The sequence below is a fragment of the Vibrio syngnathi genome, from assembly GCF_002119525.1.
Lineage (GTDB): Bacteria > Pseudomonadota > Gammaproteobacteria > Enterobacterales > Vibrionaceae > Vibrio > Vibrio syngnathi.
Map to the genome: position 1 here is coordinate 1,496,619 of NZ_CP017916.1, position 21,660 is coordinate 1,518,278.

Annotated in this window: 22 protein-coding genes; 18 read left to right on the top strand and 4 right to left on the bottom strand. The window is 44.5% G+C overall.

Features of this window, described 5'->3' with window-relative positions; translation table 11 throughout:
- Nucleotides 1-134: 134 nt before the first annotated feature.
- The 4 genes from sbcD to K08M4_RS06945 all read left to right on the top strand — a co-directional run bounded on the left by sbcD (nt 135) and on the right by K08M4_RS06945 (nt 7,338).
- Entirely contained in the window at nt 135-1,388 is a 1,254-nt protein-coding gene (gene sbcD / locus K08M4_RS06930) for an exonuclease subunit SbcD (RefSeq protein WP_086049336.1), read from the top strand.
- A 5-nt stretch (nt 1,389-1,393) separates the two neighbouring features.
- Entirely contained in the window at nt 1,394-5,110 is a 3,717-nt protein-coding gene (locus tag K08M4_RS06935; RefSeq protein ID WP_086049337.1) for an AAA family ATPase, read from the top strand.
- A 1,106-nt stretch (nt 5,111-6,216) separates the two neighbouring features.
- A complete protein-coding gene (locus tag K08M4_RS06940) occupies nt 6,217-6,360 on the top strand; it encodes a DUF2256 domain-containing protein (protein ID WP_017078065.1) in 144 nt (47 codons plus the stop codon).
- Nucleotides 6,361-6,453: 93 nt separating this feature from the next.
- Nucleotides 6,454-7,338, top strand: a complete 885-nt coding sequence (locus tag K08M4_RS06945; protein ID WP_086050401.1) for a PA4780 family RIO1-like protein kinase — start codon at nt 6,454-6,456, stop codon at nt 7,336-7,338.
- Between the two features lie 133 nt (nt 7,339-7,471).
- On the opposite strand, the gene K08M4_RS06950 is transcribed toward K08M4_RS06945, so the two are convergent.
- The 3 genes from K08M4_RS06950 to K08M4_RS06965 form a co-directional block, all read right to left on the bottom strand.
- Nucleotides 7,472-8,212, bottom strand: a complete 741-nt coding sequence (locus K08M4_RS06950) for an SDR family oxidoreductase (RefSeq protein WP_086049338.1) — start codon at nt 8,210-8,212, stop codon at nt 7,472-7,474.
- Complete coding sequence (locus K08M4_RS06955) at nt 8,212-9,771, bottom strand: cryptochrome/photolyase family protein (protein ID WP_086049339.1); 1,560 nt, start codon at nt 9,769-9,771, stop codon at nt 8,212-8,214. Before K08M4_RS06955 ends, K08M4_RS06950 begins: the two co-directional genes overlap by 1 nt.
- 291 nt (nt 9,772-10,062) lie before the next feature.
- The gene (locus tag K08M4_RS06965; protein WP_086049340.1) at nt 10,063-10,485 is read right to left on the bottom strand and encodes a universal stress protein; all 423 of its coding nucleotides are present in this window, start codon (nt 10,483-10,485) and stop codon (nt 10,063-10,065) included.
- 262 nt (nt 10,486-10,747) lie between these two features.
- Between K08M4_RS06965 and K08M4_RS06970 the strand changes: the two genes are divergently transcribed.
- From K08M4_RS06970 to K08M4_RS07020, 12 genes are all read left to right on the top strand, one after another.
- The gene (locus tag K08M4_RS06970; protein WP_086050402.1) at nt 10,748-11,878 is read left to right on the top strand and encodes a PcfJ domain-containing protein; all 1,131 of its coding nucleotides are present in this window, start codon (nt 10,748-10,750) and stop codon (nt 11,876-11,878) included.
- 24 nt (nt 11,879-11,902) lie between these two features.
- Nucleotides 11,903-12,037 (top strand): hypothetical protein, encoded by a 135-nt coding sequence (locus K08M4_RS22405; RefSeq protein ID WP_009846853.1) that lies wholly within the window; start codon nt 11,903-11,905, stop codon nt 12,035-12,037.
- 66 nt (nt 12,038-12,103) lie between these two features.
- Nucleotides 12,104-12,538 (top strand): GNAT family N-acetyltransferase, encoded by a 435-nt coding sequence (locus K08M4_RS06975; RefSeq protein WP_086049341.1) that lies wholly within the window; start codon nt 12,104-12,106, stop codon nt 12,536-12,538.
- A 239-nt stretch (nt 12,539-12,777) separates the two neighbouring features.
- On the top strand, nt 12,778-13,032 hold the full coding sequence (locus tag K08M4_RS06980; protein WP_198299316.1) for a DUF3297 family protein: 255 nt from the start codon (nt 12,778-12,780) through the stop codon (nt 13,030-13,032).
- A gap of 498 nt (nt 13,033-13,530) precedes the next feature.
- Nucleotides 13,531-14,904 (top strand): glycerol-3-phosphate transporter, encoded by a 1,374-nt coding sequence (gene glpT, locus K08M4_RS06985; RefSeq protein ID WP_017083570.1) that lies wholly within the window; start codon nt 13,531-13,533, stop codon nt 14,902-14,904.
- 93 nt (nt 14,905-14,997) lie between these two features.
- Nucleotides 14,998-16,038: a glycerophosphodiester phosphodiesterase gene (glpQ, locus tag K08M4_RS06990; protein WP_232460238.1), complete on the top strand. Its 1,041-nt coding sequence runs from the start codon at nt 14,998-15,000 to the stop codon at nt 16,036-16,038.
- A gap of 261 nt (nt 16,039-16,299) precedes the next feature.
- A complete protein-coding gene (locus tag K08M4_RS06995) occupies nt 16,300-16,773 on the top strand; it encodes an ASCH domain-containing protein (RefSeq protein ID WP_017086294.1) in 474 nt (157 codons plus the stop codon).
- 82 nt (nt 16,774-16,855) lie between these two features.
- A complete protein-coding gene (locus K08M4_RS07000) occupies nt 16,856-17,800 on the top strand; it encodes a D-2-hydroxyacid dehydrogenase family protein (protein WP_086049343.1) in 945 nt (314 codons plus the stop codon).
- 46 nt (nt 17,801-17,846) lie between these two features.
- Complete coding sequence (locus K08M4_RS07005; RefSeq protein WP_086050403.1) at nt 17,847-18,353, top strand: HAD family hydrolase; 507 nt, start codon at nt 17,847-17,849, stop codon at nt 18,351-18,353.
- A complete protein-coding gene (locus K08M4_RS07010) occupies nt 18,346-18,942 on the top strand; it encodes a class I SAM-dependent methyltransferase (protein ID WP_086049344.1) in 597 nt (198 codons plus the stop codon). The genes K08M4_RS07005 and K08M4_RS07010 overlap by 8 nt, the downstream gene beginning before the upstream one ends.
- A 113-nt stretch (nt 18,943-19,055) precedes the next feature.
- Nucleotides 19,056-19,436: a SpoIIAA family protein gene (locus K08M4_RS07015; protein WP_086049345.1), complete on the top strand. Its 381-nt coding sequence runs from the start codon at nt 19,056-19,058 to the stop codon at nt 19,434-19,436.
- Nucleotides 19,437-19,663: 227 nt separating this feature from the next.
- Nucleotides 19,664-20,065 carry an NUDIX hydrolase gene (locus K08M4_RS07020; RefSeq protein ID WP_010441089.1) on the top strand — a complete coding sequence of 134 codons (402 nt, stop codon included), beginning with the start codon at nt 19,664-19,666 and terminating at the stop codon, nt 20,063-20,065.
- A gap of 72 nt (nt 20,066-20,137) precedes the next feature.
- Here K08M4_RS07020 and K08M4_RS07025 read toward each other — a convergent pair whose 3' ends face one another.
- The gene (locus tag K08M4_RS07025; protein WP_086049346.1) at nt 20,138-20,539 is read right to left on the bottom strand and encodes a YkgJ family cysteine cluster protein; all 402 of its coding nucleotides are present in this window, start codon (nt 20,537-20,539) and stop codon (nt 20,138-20,140) included.
- A gap of 209 nt (nt 20,540-20,748) precedes the next feature.
- Between K08M4_RS07025 and K08M4_RS22085 the strand changes: the two genes are divergently transcribed.
- Nucleotides 20,749-20,910 carry a hypothetical protein gene (locus K08M4_RS22085; RefSeq protein ID WP_086049347.1) on the top strand — a complete coding sequence of 54 codons (162 nt, stop codon included), beginning with the start codon at nt 20,749-20,751 and terminating at the stop codon, nt 20,908-20,910.
- On the top strand, nt 20,883-21,608 hold the full coding sequence (locus K08M4_RS07035) for a pseudouridine synthase (RefSeq protein ID WP_086049348.1): 726 nt from the start codon (nt 20,883-20,885) through the stop codon (nt 21,606-21,608). Before K08M4_RS22085 ends, K08M4_RS07035 begins: the two co-directional genes overlap by 28 nt.
- The last annotated feature ends 52 nt before the right edge of the window (nt 21,609-21,660 follow it).

Sequence of the window (21,660 nt, forward strand, 5' to 3'; positions counted from 1 at the left end):
TCTGAACTAGGTTGGCACAAAACCTGAAATTAGTTGCTTTTCACAAGCTTATAAAAGGGAATTGTGAGAACTATTTTGGTAGTTGATAGGTATTTTGGTAAATTAGAAGTATTACAGACTTCCAGTGAGCAGCAATGAAGATTCTTCACACGTCAGATTGGCACCTTGGCCAAAACTTCTACAATAAAAGCCGTAAGAATGAACATGAACAGTTCTTACAATGGTTACTTGAGCAAGTTACAGAGCACGACATCGACGCGATCATTGTTGCTGGCGACATTTTCGATACCAGCACACCGCCGAGTTACGCTCGTGAGATGTATAACAAGTTCGTGGTCGATTCGAACAAGATCGGCTGCCAATTGGTGTTATTAGGTGGAAATCACGATTCCGTTTCTGTATTAAAAGAGACACAACAGCTGCTCAAATACATGGGCGCAGACGTAATTCCTAATACCAATGAAGATCATGCGACTCAGGTTGTCGAACTAAAAGGCAAGAACGGCGATGTAGAAGCGCTGGTTTGTGCCATTCCTTTTATTCGCCCTCGCGATGTATTGACTAGTCAGGCGGGTGTCACTGGCGTTGAGCGTCAGAAGCAGCTTGGCGATGCAATCAAACAGCACTACCAAAGTGTTTATGATGCCGCTGTAGAAAAACGTGCGACGTTTGAAAACAGTGAGCACATGCCGATTATCGCTACGGGTCATTTAACGGCGATGGGCGTTCAACAATCGGATTCGGTACGCGACATCTATGTTGGTAACCTTGATGGTTTTGCCGCTGATGGCTTCCCAGACGCAGATTATATTGCACTTGGTCATATCCACCGCCCACAAGTGGTAGCAAAGCGTGAATACATTCGTTACTGCGGCTCACCAATTCCATTAAGCTTTGATGAACTTAAATCTCAAAAGCAGGTATGTGTGGTTGAGTTTATTGAGGGCGAGCGCACCATTTCTCAATTGCCAGTTCCAACGTTCCAACCCCTAGCTGAAATCAAAGGCGACTTGAGCGAGATCGAATCTCAACTGAATCAATATATAGGCTTAGATAGCGACCAAAGCGTGTGGTTATCGATAGAAGTGCAAGCGCAAGATTACTTGTCGGATCTTCAAGAACGTATGCGCGCACTAACCGAAGGTTTGAATGTGGAAGTGCTTCAATTGCGCCGCGCAAGAGAACGCCGTAACCAAGCTTTAGAGCAAGAGTCGGCAGAAACACTGTCAGAATTGAGCCCGATGGACGTGTTTACGAAGCGTATTGCCTTAGAAGAATTTGAAACCGATTCTGAAAAAGCGCGTTTAGAGCGCATGACGGTGAAGTTTAAACAAGTGATGGTTGAAGTGTCTGAGAGCGCTCAAGCGCCAAACAAAGTAGAAGAGTAACCAGTATGAAGATTTTAAGCCTAGAATTTGAAAACCTGAACTCTTTGAAAGGACGTTGGAAGCTCGATTTTACCCAATCACCGTTTGCGGAAAATGGCTTGTTTGCGATTACTGGCCCAACAGGGGCGGGTAAAACCACCATTCTTGACGCGATTTGTTTGGCATTGTTCCACCGCACGCCGCGTTTGAAAAGTATCGCCAAAGGCAACAACGAATTAATGACGCGTGGCACGGGTGAGTGTTTTGCTGAACTGGAGTTTGAAGTACAGGGCAAAACGTATCGCTCTAACTTCCACCAAAAGCGAGCTCGTGGAAAACACGATGGCGCATTACAAACACCAACGTGCGAATTTGCGGATGCGGACACCGACAAAGTCTTAGAGACCATGCTGACCAAGAAGACCAAGTTAGTGGAGCAGGTAACCGGTCTCGATTTCTCACGCTTCACTAAATCGATTATGTTGTCTCAGGGTGAGTTTGCGGCGTTCTTAAATGCCAATGCTAACGACCGTGCCGAGCTACTTGAAGAGCTGACGGGTACAGAAGTCTATAGCCTGATCTCTGAGCGCATCTACGATCATTTCAAGTCGAGTGAAGAGTCGCTTAATCACCTTAAAGCGAAAGCAGAAGGTGTGAGCTTACTGTCTGAAGAGCAAATCAAAGAGCTAACCGCAGAACGAGAAACGCTAGAAGCCGAGCAGAAGCGTTTAGCCGAGCAATTAAAAGAGTGGCAAGCGCATCTAAGCTGGTGGAAAGACGTGACCAAAGCTGAGCAAACTATTGCGGCCAGTGAGCACGACCTTAAAAGCACTCAAGATGAACTAGACCGTAACCAACCTTCACTAGAGCGTTTGGCAAACAGTGAGCCGGCTGAAAAGCTGCGCCCAATGCACAAAGATTTAAAGCGTTGCGAACAAGAGGTAAACACCACTCAAGCTAACCTAGATAACAGCACCAAGTTACTTGAAGCTCGTGATGCAGAAAAGAAAGACGCGCAAACTCAACTGACTCAAAGCAGTGACGCTGTTCAGAAGATAAAAACCGAACAACAAGATCAAGAGAAGATCATTGAACAGGTTCGTCCTCTAGATAACCAAATTGCCGTACTCAAAGATAAGCAAACGGCGGCCGTTAATGCAGCGAATAAGCTAAACGAGCAACACACGCAGCAGCGTAATCAACAGGTCGATTTAGTTCAAAAAACTGATGCACTGAAGCAACAATATCAACTCAGCACTGAGTACTTAAATACGCATCAAGCTGACCAACATCTGGAAAAATACTTAGGTCAATGGCAAGCAAAGGTAGAGCAAGTTCGTACCCTTGAGCGTCAGCATTCAGAACAACTAAATTCAGCGAAGCAAGCTTTGTCTGCGGTTGATGCACAGCAAACGATCATCAAATCTGCGCAAGAAGCTAAAGTCACGCAAGATAAAACTTTAGCTGAATTGGTTGTGCTAGAGAGTAGTGCAAAGCAACAGTGGGAAGCCTTGCAAGGCAATACCAGTGAGCAAGTGTTGAATGCGCAAAAAGATCTGTTGGAGTTTTGGAATCGCAATACGCACTCATTACTTGAGATCAATCGTGGTTTCCTAAATGCCCAACAACAACTGCACGCAAAAACACAGGCTCATCAAACGAACACTCAGAAAGTCGACAAGCTTTCGAAAGAGCGTGAAGTGTTGGTGGATCGATATAAAGAGAGAGAGACGTCTCTTGAACGATTAACGCGTTTGATTGATCAAGAAGGCGAATTGGCAAAATACCGAGCAGCTTTAGAATCGGGATCTGAGTGCCCATTGTGTGGTTCAACTGACCATTCGATTGAACAGTCGCAAGACATTGCAAATTTGGTTGCTCAAAAAGAGCGTGAAAAGCATGAGTTAGCGATCATCAAGAAAGACGGTCAAGAGCATCGTCAACAGCTAGATTCTCTTGCCCCTATGGTTGCGGCGCTTAACGATGACATTCGACGTGCGCAAGCGGATATTCAGCAGGCTCAACTGAACTGGCAAGGTGTAATCGGCAAGCTTCAACAGAGCTTATCGGATTTCGTTGGCACGGCTCCTGAATTGGCGCTGCTAACGATTAATGATTTAGGTAATGAAGCTACAGTCGCGACCTTTGCTCAGCAGTGTGAAGTTCAACTAAGTCAGAGCTCACAGCAACTCAAAGCGTTGGCTGATGCTAAAGCGCATTACGCCGAAGCTGAGAAACAACGCTTGTCTGTAAGTGTTATGGCTGACAAGGCGCAGTCTAACCTTGAACTGGCCGAGCAACGCTTAGCGGATCTGAATAAGCAAAACCACAACACAAATGAACAAGTGGCTCAGATAGCTCAAGCGAAAGAACAGCAATGGAACGCTTTGAAAGAGAGCATTGTTCAAACGGCTATCGAAGCACCTGAACTTGAGCATATTGATGATTGGTTTACTGCGAAATCGCAAGCATCAAGCACATGGCAGCAAACTAAACAGCAACAGGCCGATATTGAGAAGCAACTGATTACTCAAAGTGCCGAACTGAAAACCTTAGATGACAAGCTAAGTAGCGCAGAGAAAGAGCTCGCGACACTGACGCAACAGAGTGAGTCTTTAGTGTCAGAACTCACTCGTGTAACGGCTGAAAGAACAGAGTTGTTTGGTGACAAAGACATTCAAGCCACCAGCAATGCGATGAAGCAAAAAGTCACTGAAGCGGTAAATGCATTTGATGCCGCGCAGTTAGTGCTTAACCGTTGCGAGCTGGAACATCGAACTGAGCAAACCAAACACATTAGCTTCTCTGAAGCGTTGACCAGTAAGCAGTCAAGTTACACACAAGCGATAAATGCTTGGCTAGAAGCGCTGAAAATTAGCCCATTTGAAGATGAGGCTAATTTTGAAGCAGCGTTGTTAGACGAAGAAGTTAGAACTCAACTTCAAAGCCTGAAGAAGTCTTTAGATGAAGCGATTGTCAGTGCGAATACAAGGTTGAACACAGCTAAAGCGGCGCAAGTGGAGCTACAAAACCACGAAAATGCTAAAGCATGGCAAGAGCAAGACCAACAGCAAGTTGAACAAGCGACCACTGAGTGTCAAAACGCACAACAAAGCCATGCGACCAAGATCGGCGCGATTTCTGCCAATCTAGAAACGGATAGTCAGAATCGTAGTAATCAGCAAGATCTGTTCAAGCAGATCGACGAGCAGCAGGTCGAGTTTGATGATATTTCACGTCTGAACTCACTTATCGGCTCTAAGAACGGCGACAAGTTCCGTAAGTTTGCCCAAGGTCTAACACTAGAGAATTTGGTGTACCTTGCGAACAAGCAGCTGCAGCGTTTGCATGGTCGTTATGAGCTAAAACGTAAAGCCGATGATGGCTTAGAACTGCAAGTGCTCGACACATGGCAGGGCGATGTGATGCGTGACACTAAGACTTTGTCGGGCGGCGAAAGCTTCTTGGTGAGTTTGGCGTTGGCATTAGCGCTTTCTGATCTTGTGAGCTACAAAACCAGTATTGATTCTCTGTTTCTAGATGAGGGTTTCGGAACGCTCGATAGTGACACATTGGACATTGCCCTAAACGCGCTCGATAACCTGAATGCGTCTGGCAAGATGATTGGTGTCATTAGTCACGTTGAAGCGCTGAAAGAGCGAGTACCCGTTCAGCTTAAAGTAACAAAACACTCTGGCTTAGGTGTGAGTGAGATGGAGAAGCAGTATAAGGTTGTGACTTAGATTTAGCTGTATTCATAAATAATAATGATCGTCATTCCCTAAAGCGAGGAACGAGCGTAATAGGGAATCTAGCTTTGTCATTGATACAGCAGATCCGCTATTCAGTCGTTCCTCCTTTTCGAGGATGACGGAGTCGCGGTCGTCATCAATCATTTTTCGTACTCGCTAACACATGGAACTAACATAATAATTATCGTCATTCACTAAAGCGAGGGACGAGCGTAATAGGGAATCTAGCTTTGTTCGTGATACAGCAGATCCCCGACTCAGTCGCTCCTCCTTCTCGAGGATGACGGAGTCGGGAGCTGTCATCAATCATGTCTCGTACTCCCTAACACATGGAACTAACATAATAATTATCGTCATTCACTAAAGCGAGGGAGGAGCGTAATAGGGAATCTAGCTTTGTCATTGATACAGCAGATCCGCTATTCAGTCGTTCCTCCTTCTCGAGGATGACGGAGTCGGGAGCTGTCATCAATCATGTCTCGTACTCCCTAACACATGGAACGAACATAATAATTATCGTCATTCACTAAAGCGAGGGACGAGCGTAATAGGGAATCTAGCTTTGTTCGTGATACAGCAGATCCCCGACTCAGTCGTTCCTCCTTCTCGAGGATGACGGAGTCGGGAGCTGTCATCAATCATTTCTCGTACTCGCTAACACATGGGACGAACATAATAATTATCGTCATTCACTAAAGCGAGGGACGAGCGTAATAGGGAATCTAGCTTTGTTCGTGATACAGCAGATCCCCGATTCAGTCGTTCCTCCTTCTCGAGGATGACGGAGTCGGGAGCTGTCATCAATCATTTCTCGTACTCGCTAACACATGGGACGAACATAATAATTATCGTCATTCAATAAAGCGAGGGAGGAGCGTAATAGGGAATCTAGCTTTGTCATTGATACAGCAGATCCGCTATTCAGTCGTTCCTCCTTTTCGAGGATGACGGAGTCGCGGTCGTCATCAATCATTTTTCGTACTCGCTAACACATGGAACTAACATAATAATGATCGTCATTCCCTAAAGTGAGGAACGAGCGTAATAGGGAATCTCTAGTAAACGCAGGAAGTGGACTCATCGAAAAGGAAACGGACATGCACAAGAAACCCCATTTACCAACTAAGACATGTCCTATTTGCCAAAAGCCTTTCTCATGGCGTAAAAAGTGGCAGCGCTGTTGGGATGACGTGATCTACTGTTCTGAACGTTGTCGTCGTCATAAGCCAACTTTGGCGTAATTTCTGTTCGTTTTTAGAACACGTTAATAGTTTCGTCATTCATTTCTTAAGTTAATATTTCTATCTGTAAGACAACTAATGTATAAAGGCGGCATGAAGATACCTAAAAGAATACAGCCCTTAGTTGACGATGGTTTAGTCGACGAGGTGACAAGCCAATTAATGAGTGGCAAAGAAGCGTCAGTGTACATAGTACGCTGCGGCGATACGATCCGTTGTGCCAAGGTATATAAGGAAATTAGCCAACGCAGCTTCAAAAAAGCGACCGCGTATCGTGAAGGCCGAAAAGTCCGAAACAGCCGCCGTGCTAGAGCCATGGAAAAAGGCTCTGGATTTGGTCGAGAACAGCAAGAGAAAGTGTGGCAAAACGCTGAAGTTGATGCCTTATATAAACTAGCTGAAGCGGGCGTTCGTGTGCCTGTGCCTTATGGCTGTTTTGATGGCGTGTTGCTCATGGAACTGGTCACTGACGATGATGGTTATGTTGCGCCACGTTTGAACGATGTCGTGATGTCAGCAGAGCAAGCAATCGAAGATCACGCCGTAATGATGACTTACGTGGTTAAAATGCTTTGCGTTGGTTTGATCCATGGTGACTTGTCTGAGTTCAACGTATTGGTGGATGAGTACGGCCCAGTAATTATCGATTTACCGCAAGCGGTTGATGCTTCGGCGAACAACAACGCTGAGTGGATGTTGGCTCGTGATATCAATAACATCCGTGATTATTATGCTCAGTTTGCCCCTGAATTGGCAAAAACCGAGTATGCCAAGGAAATGTGGGCTTTATACGAGAAAGGCGACTTGAAGCCAGATAGTAAGCTGACGGGCGAGTTTACGGAAACGGACGATTTGGCTGATATCGAAGCCATTATGCAAGAGATAGATGCTGCGCGAGTTGAAGAACAACACCGACGTGAACGTGTTAAAGAAGAAAAAGATGGTGTCGATGATAGCAAGTTCAATTGGGCTGAGTAATCGTGATGATCAGTTTTGATCTTTAGTTAAATGTCAGTCAAAACGCCTTAATAAACTAAGGCGTTCTTTCAAAAAAACAACCCGATAGAGCTTCAACTCTGTTGGGTTTTTTATTTCCTGAAACAGGTATTAACTACCAACTAAGTTGCTCACCATCATAAGCGTAGAAGTCCCCACTGTTATCCGGTGTCGCAGTGCGAATGATATCGACTAATTGATGGGCGACATAGCTAGACTCAAACAACTTACCCTCAGGGACATTGGTCTGAAAAGGCTTCGACAGAGCTGTGTTTGTTGTGCCTGGGTGTAGAGCCAACACGGTGCCTTTCTTAAGGGTACGCTGCCATTCAATCGACATGGTTTTAATGAACATGTTGAGGGCTGCTTTCGATGAGCGATAGCTATACCAGCCGCCTAAGCGGTTATCTGAAATGCTACCGACTTTGGCTGACACTACAGCAAACTTTGGATTGTCACTGGCTTTAAGAATTGGCGTGAAGTGTTTTGCCAGCAATAAACTGGGTAGGGTATTCACAGAGATGTTTTTCAGGAAAAATTCAGGGTCAATGGACGACAAGTTCTTCTCTGGACCAAGTTCAGGTGTATGAAGCATACCCACGCAGTTTATCAACCAATCAAGTTGGTCAAACTCAGAACTCAAGCGCTTGATATCCGCTTCGTCGGTGGCGTCGACTTTGTGCCAGTTTAAGCGGCTGTTTTCTAGTTCAGGTTGTTGAGAGTGGTAAGTTGCGTCGACATGTACATCCAGAAAATCAAACCGAGAGAGCTCAGATAATAGGTGTTTAACCACAGCGAAACCAATACCGCCACTTCCACCGACCACCAATATATGTAATCTGAGTTGCTCCACCATTATAAGTTCTCCAAGTTTGTGATTCGTTGTTCAGCGGTATCGAGAATCGCTTGTTGATCTTGCTCGGCCATATTGTCCCAAGAGCGATATAACATGCCCATGCGTGGGTTACGGTTTAACGCATCGCGGTGTTGGTTCATGAAGCGCCAATACAAGCTGTTGTATGGACAAGAACTATCGCCACTGCGTTCTTTAATTTGGTAATGACAGCCTTTGCAGTAGTCGCTCATGCGATTAATGTAAGAACCGCTGGCAGAGTATGGTTTGGTTCCGACGATCCCGCCATCCGCAAACAGTGCCATACCTCGCGTATTTGGCATTTCGACCCACTCAATCGCGTCGACGTAAATACCAAGGTACCAACTATCGACTTGGTCGGGGTCTATGCCCGTAATTAAGCAGAAGTTGCCGGTGATCATTAATCTTTGGATGTGATGCGCGTAAGCAAACTCAAGGGACTGGTCAATCGCGTGCTTCATGCAATTCATTTTGGTTTGTCCGTCCCAAAAGTAATGAGGCAGCTTATTGGTTGCTGAATAATGGTTTTTATTGGCGTACGCAGGCATGTTTGCCCAATAGACGGCGCGTATGTACTCTCTCCAACCTAGAATTTGGCGCACGAACCCTTCGACTTGAGCAATATCGATAGTTGGTTTTTCGTGAGAACTGGATGCTTGATAGGTCGACAGTGCAGCATCAATCACTTCGTTAGGGTTCAGCAGTTTACTGTTCAACGAAAAGGAGAGACGGCTATGATACAAGCTCCATTTAGAGTCGTGCTCTGTAGTCATCGCATCTTGAAACTGCCCAAATAACGGTAAGCAAACTTGGCAGAAGTGCGCGAGTAAAGACAAGCTTTGTGCGCGGTTAACTGGCCATAATAATTGGTCGCCAACTTCACCAATGGTTTTAACTTGATGACGTTCGATGCGTTCTAAAATCGCGGAAATGTCGTTGGCAAACATCAGAGGTTGAGGCAGGCTTTCAATGTCTTGTTTCTTGAGTTTCTTTCGATTGCTCGCATCGTAATTCCATTTGCCGCCAACTGGCTTTCCGTCTTCTAGCAAAATGTCGAAGCGCTTTCTCATTCGGCGATAGAAGTGTTCCATCATGATGTGTTTGTCTTTAGGAAACTGGGTTTCAATCTCGTCAAACGGAAAAAGGAAGTGTTCCGTATCACAACAACCTTTGGTCGTATTAGTGAGCTTTAGCTTGTTCATCTGCTCTAAAAGGCGATATTCATCTGGCCTTTGATATTCGAATTTCTGTGCGCCGAATTCGTGTACGTAGTGTTGCAACAGAGCATCGAGATTTTCAAATTGAGTCGTGTCATCCAGAGTGAGGTGGAGTACCTGATGACCTTGTTGTTTGAGCTCGTCGGCAAAGTAGTCCATCGCAGAGAAAAAAGCAGCCACCTTTTGGATGTGCGATGCAACGTAGTCAGTCTCCTGCTTAAGTTCGGCAATGATATAAATGACGTCGTCATCAACTTGTTGAAACCAAGAGTGCTGGATATTGAGTTGGTCGCCTAAGATAAGGCGCACGGTTTTAAAGTTCATAACACATCCTGATTGTTGGTTAAGACAGGTTCTTTGCTTCTAACAGCCCACTTGTTGATTAACGCATGGTCTGGATCGTACATATCCGTTTGAATAGCCAAGTCTAAATAGTGCGATTTGTTAATTATTAGACGCTTACGAGTTGATAAGCTGACAAGATCACAAATGATTGTTTTAAAAAGGTAATGACTGAACTAAGCGTAAAGAAGGGGGGGATCGGGGGGCAAGCCAACCAATAATACCGATAGAGGTTGGCAATACAGGACGTTTTAAAATTTCGAACTGCAGTAGCTAATCCATTGGAACAATTAGAATATCGACAGGAGATGTGTCGATGATCTGTTTCGAATGGGAAATGATTTTATGCCAAAAGTCATGGTGATGGCCACATAGCAATAGGTCGACGCCGTTTACTTCGATGGTGTTTTTGAGCTTATCGTTCAAATCCCCCGTTCCTACGAATATGTGCTTGATTGGGTGTTTAGCGTAGGCCTCAAACTCTTTCAAATGTTTAACGGAATCTTCATTGATCGGTAAGTCACCTTCATTCCCCTGAATATCGACGAGTTCTGGGTAAATCTCTCCATGCGTGCCGTCGATATAAACAAATGAAATGCCAGCCTCCAGTTTGTCTGCGAAGAAGGTCGCTCGATCAATCAGAATCTTAGTGTCGTCAGACATTTCAACTGCGACCAGAATATGTCGGTATTCCATAATTAAAGCCTCGTGTTATCAATTATATAACAAGCATAGTTTCTGTTAGCACAAATGATATCGAAGATGTCTCATATTACGAAAAATCATCATTCAATGATCTTCTAAGCACTATCGTATTTATATCGCTTTGATTGATAAGAAATTTACAAAAGGTTGTTATAGTAGAGTGCGTTCGATACTCACAAGAGTCGCTATGGATATGCTCAGTAGTGGCTTTGCTTCGAACGACAGACTAACACGCCATAACGAAGAGGCATCAATGACAGCACTACTAACCATTCCCACTCGAACATTAGGTTTCGACTACGATATTGAGATCCGAGATTGGTCTCAAAAGCTGGTCGGCTTTCATGTGTTTGAAGATGGTAGACGACCGCTTGATGGGGGGATTGGGCTGAGCCTCAACCTTGTTGAACAGTTTGATGTTAATGGTCGTTGGTTAGATTCGTTGCCGGCGCGTTATCGTGAAATTACTGACGACTTTCCAGAGTACCAATACCAGATGCTGTGGCTTGCAGCGAACACCTATGAAGCCGCGCAATTGCTTGAATTAAGGCCTGTTATTTTGGCTTTGATCTGCATGAAACACAGTGTCGATAACAAAAAAGCATTGCAACTGAGTCGTTTAGGGCAAAAGAAGATCTTAGCTAAACTCGGCTTAGACAGTAGTAAAGCAACGCTCAAGTTTATCGACAAGTTAGAGCTTCATTACAACGTTGGTGATGAGCTTGACCACATTGTTCGCATTCTCGAGCCATTGCAAAGACGTGTACTTAAATTTAAGCATTACTCAAAAGTTGGGTACACAGCGCTGCGTTTGGACCAAGTTCATCCATTTCTAACTGGCAGTCGATTAGGGATTGCCATGGTTGAAGAGGGCAGGCTCAATGCCCCTTCAAAGATGGCGATGTTCCAAGACGCGATACTATTGGGGCAAGATTTGGAGATGGATGATCCACTGCGTGCTATCACAAGTCAAAACTCCTTTGCGATGTTCGAACAACTTCACGATCGATGGACAGAGCAACGTCAACTGCGCCGTTTAGAGGGTAACCGCCCAATGGATAAAGACATTCCTTACCCGGTTCCTTTGCTAGGTAACGACAATATTCATCCGCTTACTGATTACTACGACCTTGAAAAAGAAGGCATGGAGCAAAAACACTGCATTGGTGTTTATCACAATCGAATCATGAGCGACCGCTATGTGGTATTTCGCATGTTCAAACCTCAGCGTTTAACCATAGGTTTACGTCGTGTCCCGAGCAAAGCGTTTCCGTTTGAGATTGACCAAATTTGCGGAAAACGAAATGCACCGCCATCCGAGTCGGCTCGCCAAGTCATCCATGACTGGTTAGAAGCGAGTAAGCAAAACTATCCTAAGCAATAGCCATGAAGTAGAAGGAATAGCTGGATGTTTCAACAAGGCGATTTATGTCCGCATTGTGGTTTGATTATTGTCATGCCAACAGATTTGCAAGCCGAATGCTTAGGGTGTGGCGAAGAAATCAATCAAGACCCTGCAGACGATTACGACGAAGAAGAGTAACTTTACCTACACTGATATAAACCAAGGCTAGGATGGCCAAATTACTCCCTTTCAAAGGACGGAAACATGCAGAAAGTAATCTTTAGAAATTGCGATGAAAGTTCGCCATATTGGAGTGAATTAGAGCGCTTGCTTCAAAGTGAATGGTCTGATTTCCAGTTTAGGGATACCTATAAAGAAAATGTACAACTCCCTCCAGTAATAGTAGTACTGCGAGATAATGTGGTCATTGGTGGATTGGCGTATTCCCACTTTCAGGAACCTCATCAAGTTCGGGATGTGGTGTGGATCAACGCAGTGTTTGTTGACCCTCTATGGCGTGGGCAAGGCATTGCGAGTGAATTGATTAATCGTGGTGTAAAACAGGCTTCTTCTACAGTACAAACTCAACTGTACGTGTACACCAATGTAATGGAACTCTACCAAGGGTTAGGTTGGTCAGTCGTCGATATCGACTCAGAAGCAAACCATAAAGTGATGAGTATAGATCTTATTCGATAAGCTCAGAGCAAAGCCGACTATTAGGTTATCTACCTATCGAGTATTGAACCTATCTCTTTATCAACAAGTTTAATCCTGTTAAATTTTCGTTTGAAAAAGTGCCCATATCGCCTTTTAATCAAACAACTCGCTGTTGATTAAAACGATCAAGACGATTTATTGCAGCAGTTGTTGAGCACAAAGCCTATATTGACTAGAATGACGCACTTTTTTTATTTACGTACATACAGGTAATGAACATGAGCGATACTAATTCAAGACCAGCTTTACCAGATCATCTTGCAGGTAACCCACGCAGCCCACACCACGTTGCTGAGTGTTTCGAATACCCAATCGGCATTCGTCTAAATGGTAAAGAGCGTACTGATGTTGAAGAATACTGCATCAGCGAAGGTTGGGTTAAGATCCCTTCTCCAAAAGCGCTAGATCGCTTTGGTCAGCCAATGCTTATTACTCTAAAAGGCTCTGTAGAAGCTTTTTACATCGAAGAATAATCGCTTTGTGTGACGCGCTAATGCTTCGTGTAGTTAGCAAATGTTTTGCCTAATTAGCAAACATAAAGTCACTAAGAGTTATTACTTGAAAGGGTCTAGAGAAATCTAGGCCCTTTTTGTTTGCATTAATGCTGGCGAACTTGTTTAACCAATAACCACCTCCATAACTTCACAAAGCTTATTAAACTTGTCGACGTCTACTATGCATACGTAGGAATAATGCGCTTACTGCTGGTTGATTTATGTTCGCTCGCTCGTTTTGGGTTGATTCACATTCGAAATTACTGCTGATAAATTAACCCATCAAAAACAAAAACATGAAGCGTAGTCTAATTAAATTAAACTAAAGTGCTGTATTTAAGGTTATTTTTTGTTAATGGCTATCTCTATCACAGAAAATAATCCTGAAGCACATACAATTCCCAGGCTTTCGAATGAGCGCTACACTTTTTTCGTTCGAGCATTTTATTTCTATCGCCCAATACACATGAGGTTCCTATGTTTGGAATATTCAAACCTATGGCGCATATCGATCGCTTATCTACCGATAAGATCGATAGCACCTACACACGATTACGATGGCAGCTTTTTCTCGGTATCTTTGTTGGTTATGCGGGGTACTATTTAGTCCGCAAAAACTTCAGTTTGGCGATGCCATACCTGATTGAACAAGGGTACAGTCGAGGAGAGCTAGGGATTGCTTTAGCTGCAGTATCCATCGCTTACGGTTTATCTAAGTTTTTAATGGGCAGTGTTTCTGATCGCTCTAATCCTCGTTATTTTCTCAGTGGCGGCTTGTTAATGTCGGCATTGGTCATGTTCTGCTTCGGATTCATGCCATGGGCGACAGGCAGCATCACTGCGATGTTTATTCTGCTGTTCTTGAATGGTTGGTTTCAGGGCATGGGCTGGCCAGCTTGTGGGCGAACCATGGTTCACTGGTGGTCACGCAAAGAACGTGGCGAGATCGTATCGGTATGGAACGTTGCTCACAACGTGGGCGGCGGCTTGATTGGCCCGATGTTCTTATTGGGACTGTGGGCTTTTAACGATGATTGGCGAACCGCTTTTTATGTTCCTGCATTTTTTGCCACTCTCGTTGCTATCTTCGTTTGGTTTACGGTAAGAGACACGCCTCAATCTTGTGGACTACCACCGATTGAAGAACACAAAGACGATTACCCAGACGACTACGATACGTCTCACGAGAAAGAAATGACGGCGAAAGAGATCTTCTTTAAGTACGTTTTCTCTAACAAGTTACTGTGGTCAATCGCGATTGCTAACGCGTTTGTATACCTTATCCGCTATGGCGTACTCGATTGGGCTCCAGTTTACTTAAAAGAAGCAAAAGACTTCTCAGTAGATAAATCTTCTTGGGCCTATTTCCTGTATGAGTGGGCAGGTATTCCTGGGACGTTATTGTGTGGTTGGATTTCAGATAAATTGTTCAAAGGTCGACGCGCTCCAGCAGGGATCCTGTTTATGGTTCTCGTAACTGTTGCAGTATTGGTGTACTGGCTAAATCCGGCAGGTAACCCAACGGTTGATATGCTGGCACTTATCGCGATTGGTTTCCTTATCTATGGACCAGTAATGCTAATTGGCTTGTATGCACTTGAACTTGCACCTAAGAAAGCGGCGGGAACAGCAGCTGGCTTAACCGGTTTGTTTGGTTACCTAGGCGGGGCAGTTGCTGCCAATGCCGTGCTTGGTTTCATGGTTGACCATTACGGCTGGGATGGCGGCTTCATGATTTTGGTCGGAGCTTGTGTTGCTTCAATAATTTGTCTGCTTTACGCCTTCCTCGGTGAGCGCGCACACCATAAACAAAAAGATCTCGAACGAGAGAAAGAAGCTCTAACTCAGTAGTTTATTAGCTGAACCACACCATACTAATAACAACAGAGGCAGGTATATCCTGCTTCTGTTTTATCAAGGGAAACAATAATGAAAACAACGTAACTGTCTCTGACTTTATTAGCACTTAGCTTATCTGCAAATGCGTTCGCTGACCCTTTAGTGATTGCACATCGCGGTGCTTCTGGTTATTTACCCGAGCATACATTACCGGCTAAAGCACTCGCTTACGCAATGAAACCTGACTACATCGAACAAGATGTCGTGATGACAAAAGATGACCAATTGGTGGTACTGCATGATCACTATTTAGATCGCGTCACTGATGTTGCTGACCGATTTCCAGACCGTGCACGAGCAGATGGCCGCTATTACGCGATTGATTTTACGCTTGCCGAGATCAAATCATTAAAAGTGACTGAAGGCTTTAACCTAGATGACCAAGGTAATCGAGTGGCTGGGTTCCCAGCACGCTTCTCTATGTGGCAGTCTGATTTTCGTGTTGCCACATTTGCAGAAGAAATTGAATTGATCCAAGGTCTAAACAAGACGCTCGGTTATGACGTGGGCATCTATCCTGAAATTAAAGCACCTTGGTTCCATCGTCACGAAGGCAAAGACATCTCTAAAGCTGTGCTTGCCACCTTGCAACAATATGGGTATCTATCGAAAGACGACAAGGTGTACTTGCAGTGTTTCGACGCCAATGAACTTCAACGCATCAATGATGAACTTATGCCAGCGATGGAAATGGATCTTAAGCTCGTTCAGTTGGTGGCTTATACAGATTGGAATGAAACCATGACTTACAAGGGCGATAAAGCGACGCCGTACAGCTATGACTGGATGTTTGAGAAGGGCGGAATGGCAAAAGTCGCTAGCTATGCTGATGGCATTGGTCCTTGGAAACCTATGCTGGTGGACGATGCATCAACCAAAGATAACATCATTATTAAACCATTGATGAAGTCAGCAAAAGACGCGGGCTTAGATGTTCACCCGTACACGTTCCGTGCTGACCCAGGAAGAATCCCAGCTTATGCTGATAACTTTGATGGCATGTTGGACGTTTTCTACAACCAAGTCAAAGTCGATGGTGTGTTTACCGACTTCCCGGACAAAGCGGTCGACTTCTTGAACCGTTAATTTCCTTCTCAGTTACGAGGTACTAGTAACGAGATACGAAGAGCTAAAAGCACAGCCTAAAGGCGCTTTTAGCTCTTTTTACTTTTTGGCTCTTCTTGTACTGGCCTCGAAATCCTACCCATACTCTTCTTTCTCAGCCCACATTTTGATATTCACTCGGTTTACAGCAATAACCTGACTTGATAGGTTACTCCCAATGCAGCCAGATGCTTAATCTATAAGTATTTATCGGCTCAACCTAATATTGAATTTGGAAAGATCATGGAAGAAAGAAGCCAAGCTTATCTTGATAGCTACCTCAACACATTGCCAGCAGACGTTGCCTCGCAATACACCTCCTTTAGTGCTGATTATTACTGCGCCGACGAGTACAACGCCAACCTCTGCGCGCAGTTGATTTTAAAAGGTGAAAAACAGGCGTCCTGCGGCCTTGAACACTGGTATACCCATGAAGGCGAGACGAGACCCATCGTTGGTCACTTGCAAGTCGTCACCGATTGGGATGGTGAGCCCGTCTGTATTGTTGAGATCACGTCGGTGTCGTCGTGCAAATACAACGAAGTGAGTGCGGAGTTTGCTGCTGCAGAAGGCGAGGGGGACAAAACACTAGAATGGTGGAGAAAAGCACACTGGAACTTCTTCTCACGTGAATGTGAAGAACTCAAGATATCACCAAGTGAAGACATGTTACTTATGTTGGAGCGTTTCAAAGTGGTTTATCAGAAGCCCCAGTGAGTGCCATGTTGATTCGTAAGGCTTGGCACTTTAGCCTCCATTTGACTAACGCCAGAAGATTAACAATCACAAGGAGAGTGATGTGAAAATAGCGATATTGGATGACTACCAGAACGTCGTTAAAGACCTCGATTGCTTCAACAAACTCGAACAACACGATGTGACTGTATTTACCGAGACTTACTCAGAGCAAGAGCTCGTCGCTAAGTTGGTCCCGTTTGAAGCCATTGTGCTCATTCGTGAAAGAACCGAGATCACCGAATCTTTGTTATCGCAGCTCCCAAACATCAAGCTGATTAGCCAGACGGGCAAAGTGAGTAATCATATTAACGTTCAAATGTGTGAGCGTTTTGGCGTGAAAGTATTAGAAGGGCGCGGTTCACCTGTCGCACCCTCTGAATTATGCTGGGCGTTGATTATGGCTGCATCGCGCCACATTCCGACTTATGCTTCAAACCTTAAACAGAACCAGTGGCAGGATTCTGGCTCGTTAGGGTTAGGTCGAACTTTGAAGGGCTTGAAGCTAGGTATTTGGGGCTACGGAAAAATCGGAAAATGCATTGCACAATATGCCAAAGCATTTGGGATGTCTGTGGTAGTGTGGGGAAGCCAAGCTTCACGCGATCAAGCACAAGCAGATGGCTTCGGAGCTGCAATAACTAAACAAGACTTCTTTCGAGAGGTTGATGTGCTTTCTTTGCATTTGCGTTTGAATGATGTCACTAGAGGATGTGTTACGGCACACGACCTGAGCTTGATGAAGCCGGACTCACTGTTTGTGAACATCAGCCGTGCCGAGTTAGTTGAACCTATGGCCTTGTATCATGAACTACGCGAGATGCCGACCAAAACAGCTGCTATTGATGTGTTCGATTGTGAGCCAGTAACAACAGACGCCGAACCTCTATTATCCTTACCTAACGTCACGGCAACTCCACATTTGGGCTATGTTGAACAAAATAGCTACGAACTCTACTTCGATATCGCTTTCGACAACATTCTGTCCTATCAAAGAGATGGCAGTTAATGCCGCGATAGTTTTTAAAGGTGCGATGGCTAACGCAGGAGGCAAGATGACAAAGCTAATCGAATTAACAAAAGTAGTCTTATTCGACTGGGGCAATACGCTGATGGTCGATTTCCCAGACGCACAAGGGAAGATGTGTGACTGGGAAACCGTACAAGAAGTGAGTGGTGCTCGCGCATTACTGGCTGAACTCTCCCAAAATCACCAAATCTATGTTGCCACCAATGCTGGTGATTCTAGTGAAGACGACATCATTCGAGCCTTTGAGCGTGTTGGCCTTTCTCAATATATATTGGGTTACTTTTGTAAGGCGAGCATTGGTTTTTCTAAGTTCGATTCGGGCTTTTATCCTGCCATCATTACCAAACTCGGTGTTGCACCACAAGATATCACCATGGTAGGTGACACCTTAGACAAAGATATTTACCCAGCACTTGAAGCGGGTTTGAAAGCGGTGTGGTTGAACACAGAAGGCACTGCTCTTAAGTCAGGGCAACCGAATATCGTACAAGTTCAAAGCCTAAGCGAATTGTTGGAGAAGAGCCATGGATGATCATTCAGAGATCTGGTGCCAGTATTACCAAAAGGCACTAAGCAAACCTCATTTAAAGAGGACTGAGTTCGCAATTAAACTGAATGAGTCAGGCTTAAATGTTGCGATCGATTGTGGATGTGGAACAGGTAGTGATATCGCCTTTTTAGAACAGCAAGCGTATCAGGTGTACGGCTTCGACGTTAATCCTGATGCCATTGCACTATGTCGGGATCGTTTTGGTCGCAAATCTTTGGTCGAGATATCTGAAAGTGGATTTGAACACTATGATTACCCGAAATCTGGTGTAGTGATTGCTAATTCGAGTCTGTTTTTTGCTGAGCCAACCTGTTTTGACGAGGTTTGGCACAATATTGAAAACTGTCTTGAAGTGGGTGGCGTATTTGCGGGTGATTTCATGGGCGTTGATGACAGTTGGGCTCGTGGCTATCGAACCCCAACAACACCGTTAACGAAAGCCAAAGTACTCGGCTTGTTCAACGATTTCGAGATAGTTCGATTCCATGAGCGAGACGAACAAGCACTCACGTCGTTGGGTAGGATGAAGCATTGGCACACTTACTCGGTCGTTGCGATTAAGCGTCGTTAAATGGTCAGTAACTAAAACTTGTTTGGATGCTTGTCCTTTTTGACGCAAGCCTCTCATCTCTTTGCTGTTTAATCTTCTAAGCTAACTTTAGTTTCCACTATGAGGGCTAGATTATGAGCATCGAACGTCACGGAATATCGGTTGGAATTGAACGTGTTAGTGGTGAAATCATTGTTGTGTTTAAAGCGAAAGGCAAACTCACACATGATGACTATCAAGCCATGATGCCAATTCTAAATACCACGCTAGAAGAACTCGATTCATCGAAACTCAAGATGCTGGTTGACATCTCCACCTTAACGGGTTGGGAGTTACGTGCTGCTTGGGATGATTTCAAACTTGGATTAGAGCTCAATTCGAAGATAGACAAAATCGCGATTTATGGTGATAAAAGCTGGCAAGAATTCGCTTCAAAAGTAGGGAACTGGTTTGTGTCTGGTGAGATAAAATCATTCGAAGACCATGACTCTGCGCTTAAGTGGCTAGTCGATTGAGACTATTCGCGGGCAGCTAGAGAGCAGTTCGTAAACATCGCCAATGACAGTTGATGAGCATTGTCTCGAACGCTGTCATTTTTCGTTTTGGTTATGATATTTCCTATTCGATTCAATAGAGTATATTCATTGCAGCGTGTAACATACGCAGGCTTTGTTTGGTCGCGACTAATGGTGTGGCTAGATTCAGTAATAACGAGAATTAAAACAGAATAAGGTCTAACGACATGCATAAGGTAATTGATAAGCTGGCTTGGATATTCATTAAAGACGGCAAGTTGTTGATGGTGAGATCAAAAGGCAAAGAACTGTTCTACCTACCGGGTGGTAAGCGTGAAGCTGGCGAAAGTGACGAACAAGCACTGGTTCGCGAAATCAAAGAAGAGATCTCGGTCGATTTAGTGTCAGACTCCATCAAATACGTTGAGACCTTTACAGGCCAAGCTGATGGCAAAGCAGAAGGCGTATCGGTACAATTGACGTGTTATCTTGCTGATTATACGGGCGAACTGTCTCCAGATGCTGAAATCGAAGAGCTTAAATTTGTGGATGGCAACGACAGAGCGGTATGTTCATTGGCGGCACTGGTTGCGCTTGATTGGTTAGAAGCGAACCAGTATTTGGCTTAAGGTTTTAGCATCTATCAGCTGTATTAGTGCATATTAGCTAATGCTGAAAATTGATCTTCAAAAGATCATCGCTTACGAATAGCTTGAAGGGCGGCTGTCTTTCATCAACAGGTCGAGTTTCCTTTGAGCTTTCTTCGTGTCTTGTAAATCCACCACCTCAATCATTTCACACTCATCTCGTACCATCTCATTAATTAGGCTGGGATAGTGGCGGCAATCTTCAGGTCGGTCTAAGTAAATGCTGCACGTATATTTCGCCTGGGCATTTTTATCTTTTGTTGGAACAACTTCTAGGAAAGGGCAACGACTTAAACGTTCGCCAGATTTAGGATCAAACCAGATCTCACTACCGCGAACATATTCAAAGATGTCTGGGTTGAACAGCTCCCACAAATCAATCTCTTCTTGAGTCGCGGCAAGGTCACCATCTCCATATTTGATACAGCATTTTCCGCATTGATTACAATTTTTCATTAGTGACTTCATTGGTTGGTGAGCTTTTATCATTTTACCACTGATAGGCGTGGCACGTTGACTTTGTTGTTCATGGTTAAACTGCTTCGGGAAAGAAGCCTAAAATAGAAGTACTTAATATTGCTTTAACTACCTAACACTACTCCAAACAAGGCTGTAAACAGTGATACAATTTGCGCCTAGCAAGTTATTAAAACAAAGGCATAAAAATGAGAACCATATACACCACCGAAGGCGACATTAACGCAAAGAAACAGAAAGACGCTTACCCAAAGTTGGCGCTATGTGATCACTGCGTTCGAGACTATGTGGTGATTGCTCAAGGCGAACGTACCTACAAGCCATGCGCAAAATGTGGTGCAGACAATTAATGCGCCTCGATAAATACCTTTGTAAAAGCACAGACCTCACTAAGCCAGAAGCGATTGAACGAATTCATAATGGCGAGGTGAACGTAAACAGTGAGACTGTTACCGATGAATCGACTCAGGTTCATGAAAGCAACAACATATTGTTAAGTGGCACGCCTCTTCAGTTACGGGAATTTCGTTACCTCTTAATGCACAAGCCTGCGGGTACAATCTGTTCAAATATCGACGAAGTTTATCCTTCTCTGTTCAACTACATCGAGATAGACAAAGCATCAGAACTGCACATCGCAGGACGCTTAGATGCAGACACAACAGGCTTAGTCTTGATTACCGATGATGGGCGATGGTCATTCAACATCACGCTACCTACTAAGTCATGTAAGAAGGTGTATCGCGTGACATTGTCACGAGATATCAAAGATGATGTCGCTGGCAAGTTCAAAGCGGGCGTTAAATTGCAGGGCGAACAAAATCTGACGCGTCCGGCAGAACTCGAAGTAATTACCAGTAAAGAAGTGCTGTTGACCATTACAGAAGGTAAGTTTCATCAAGTGAAACGAATGTTTGCTGCGGTAGGGAATCGAGTTGTTGGCCTACACCGTGAACAGATTGGTGATGTTCGTTTAGATGTTGAAGCAGGCCAGTGGCGTTATTTAACCAAAGCCGAAGTCGACTCATTTCAGCAAGGCTCTGAATAAACGCCGTAACTACTTAAAGCGTTAAGCGTGTCAGCACCAGAACATCAACACT

What these genes read in the sequence shown, in the direction of transcription:
- sbcD (WP_086049336.1), top strand. Translation starts at nt 135, where the DNA reads ATGAAGATTCTTCACACGTCAGATTGGCACCTTGGCCAAAACTTCTAC.
- K08M4_RS06935 (WP_086049337.1), top strand. Translation starts at nt 1,394, where the DNA reads ATGAAGATTTTAAGCCTAGAATTTGAAAACCTGAACTCTTTGAAAGGA.
- K08M4_RS06940 (WP_017078065.1), top strand. Translation starts at nt 6,217, where the DNA reads ATGCACAAGAAACCCCATTTACCAACTAAGACATGTCCTATTTGCCAA.
- K08M4_RS06945 (WP_086050401.1), top strand. Translation starts at nt 6,454, where the DNA reads ATGAAGATACCTAAAAGAATACAGCCCTTAGTTGACGATGGTTTAGTC.
- K08M4_RS06950 (WP_086049338.1), bottom strand. Translation starts at nt 8,212, where the DNA reads ATGGTGGAGCAACTCAGATTACATATATTGGTGGTCGGTGGAAGTGGC.
- K08M4_RS06955 (WP_086049339.1), bottom strand. Translation starts at nt 9,771, where the DNA reads ATGAACTTTAAAACCGTGCGCCTTATCTTAGGCGACCAACTCAATATC.
- K08M4_RS06965 (WP_086049340.1), bottom strand. Translation starts at nt 10,485, where the DNA reads ATGGAATACCGACATATTCTGGTCGCAGTTGAAATGTCTGACGACACT.
- K08M4_RS06970 (WP_086050402.1), top strand. Translation starts at nt 10,748, where the DNA reads ATGACAGCACTACTAACCATTCCCACTCGAACATTAGGTTTCGACTAC.
- K08M4_RS22405 (WP_009846853.1), top strand. Translation starts at nt 11,903, where the DNA reads ATGTTTCAACAAGGCGATTTATGTCCGCATTGTGGTTTGATTATTGTC.
- K08M4_RS06975 (WP_086049341.1), top strand. Translation starts at nt 12,104, where the DNA reads ATGCAGAAAGTAATCTTTAGAAATTGCGATGAAAGTTCGCCATATTGG.
- K08M4_RS06980 (WP_198299316.1), top strand. Translation starts at nt 12,778, where the DNA reads ATGAGCGATACTAATTCAAGACCAGCTTTACCAGATCATCTTGCAGGT.
- glpT (WP_017083570.1), top strand. Translation starts at nt 13,531, where the DNA reads ATGTTTGGAATATTCAAACCTATGGCGCATATCGATCGCTTATCTACC.
- K08M4_RS06995 (WP_017086294.1), top strand. Translation starts at nt 16,300, where the DNA reads ATGGAAGAAAGAAGCCAAGCTTATCTTGATAGCTACCTCAACACATTG.
- K08M4_RS07005 (WP_086050403.1), top strand. Translation starts at nt 17,847, where the DNA reads ATGACAAAGCTAATCGAATTAACAAAAGTAGTCTTATTCGACTGGGGC.
- K08M4_RS07010 (WP_086049344.1), top strand. Translation starts at nt 18,346, where the DNA reads ATGGATGATCATTCAGAGATCTGGTGCCAGTATTACCAAAAGGCACTA.
- K08M4_RS07015 (WP_086049345.1), top strand. Translation starts at nt 19,056, where the DNA reads ATGAGCATCGAACGTCACGGAATATCGGTTGGAATTGAACGTGTTAGT.
- K08M4_RS07020 (WP_010441089.1), top strand. Translation starts at nt 19,664, where the DNA reads ATGCATAAGGTAATTGATAAGCTGGCTTGGATATTCATTAAAGACGGC.
- K08M4_RS07025 (WP_086049346.1), bottom strand. Translation starts at nt 20,539, where the DNA reads ATGAAAAATTGTAATCAATGCGGAAAATGCTGTATCAAATATGGAGAT.
- K08M4_RS22085 (WP_086049347.1), top strand. Translation starts at nt 20,749, where the DNA reads ATGAGAACCATATACACCACCGAAGGCGACATTAACGCAAAGAAACAG.
- K08M4_RS07035 (WP_086049348.1), top strand. Translation starts at nt 20,883, where the DNA reads ATGCGCAAAATGTGGTGCAGACAATTAATGCGCCTCGATAAATACCTT.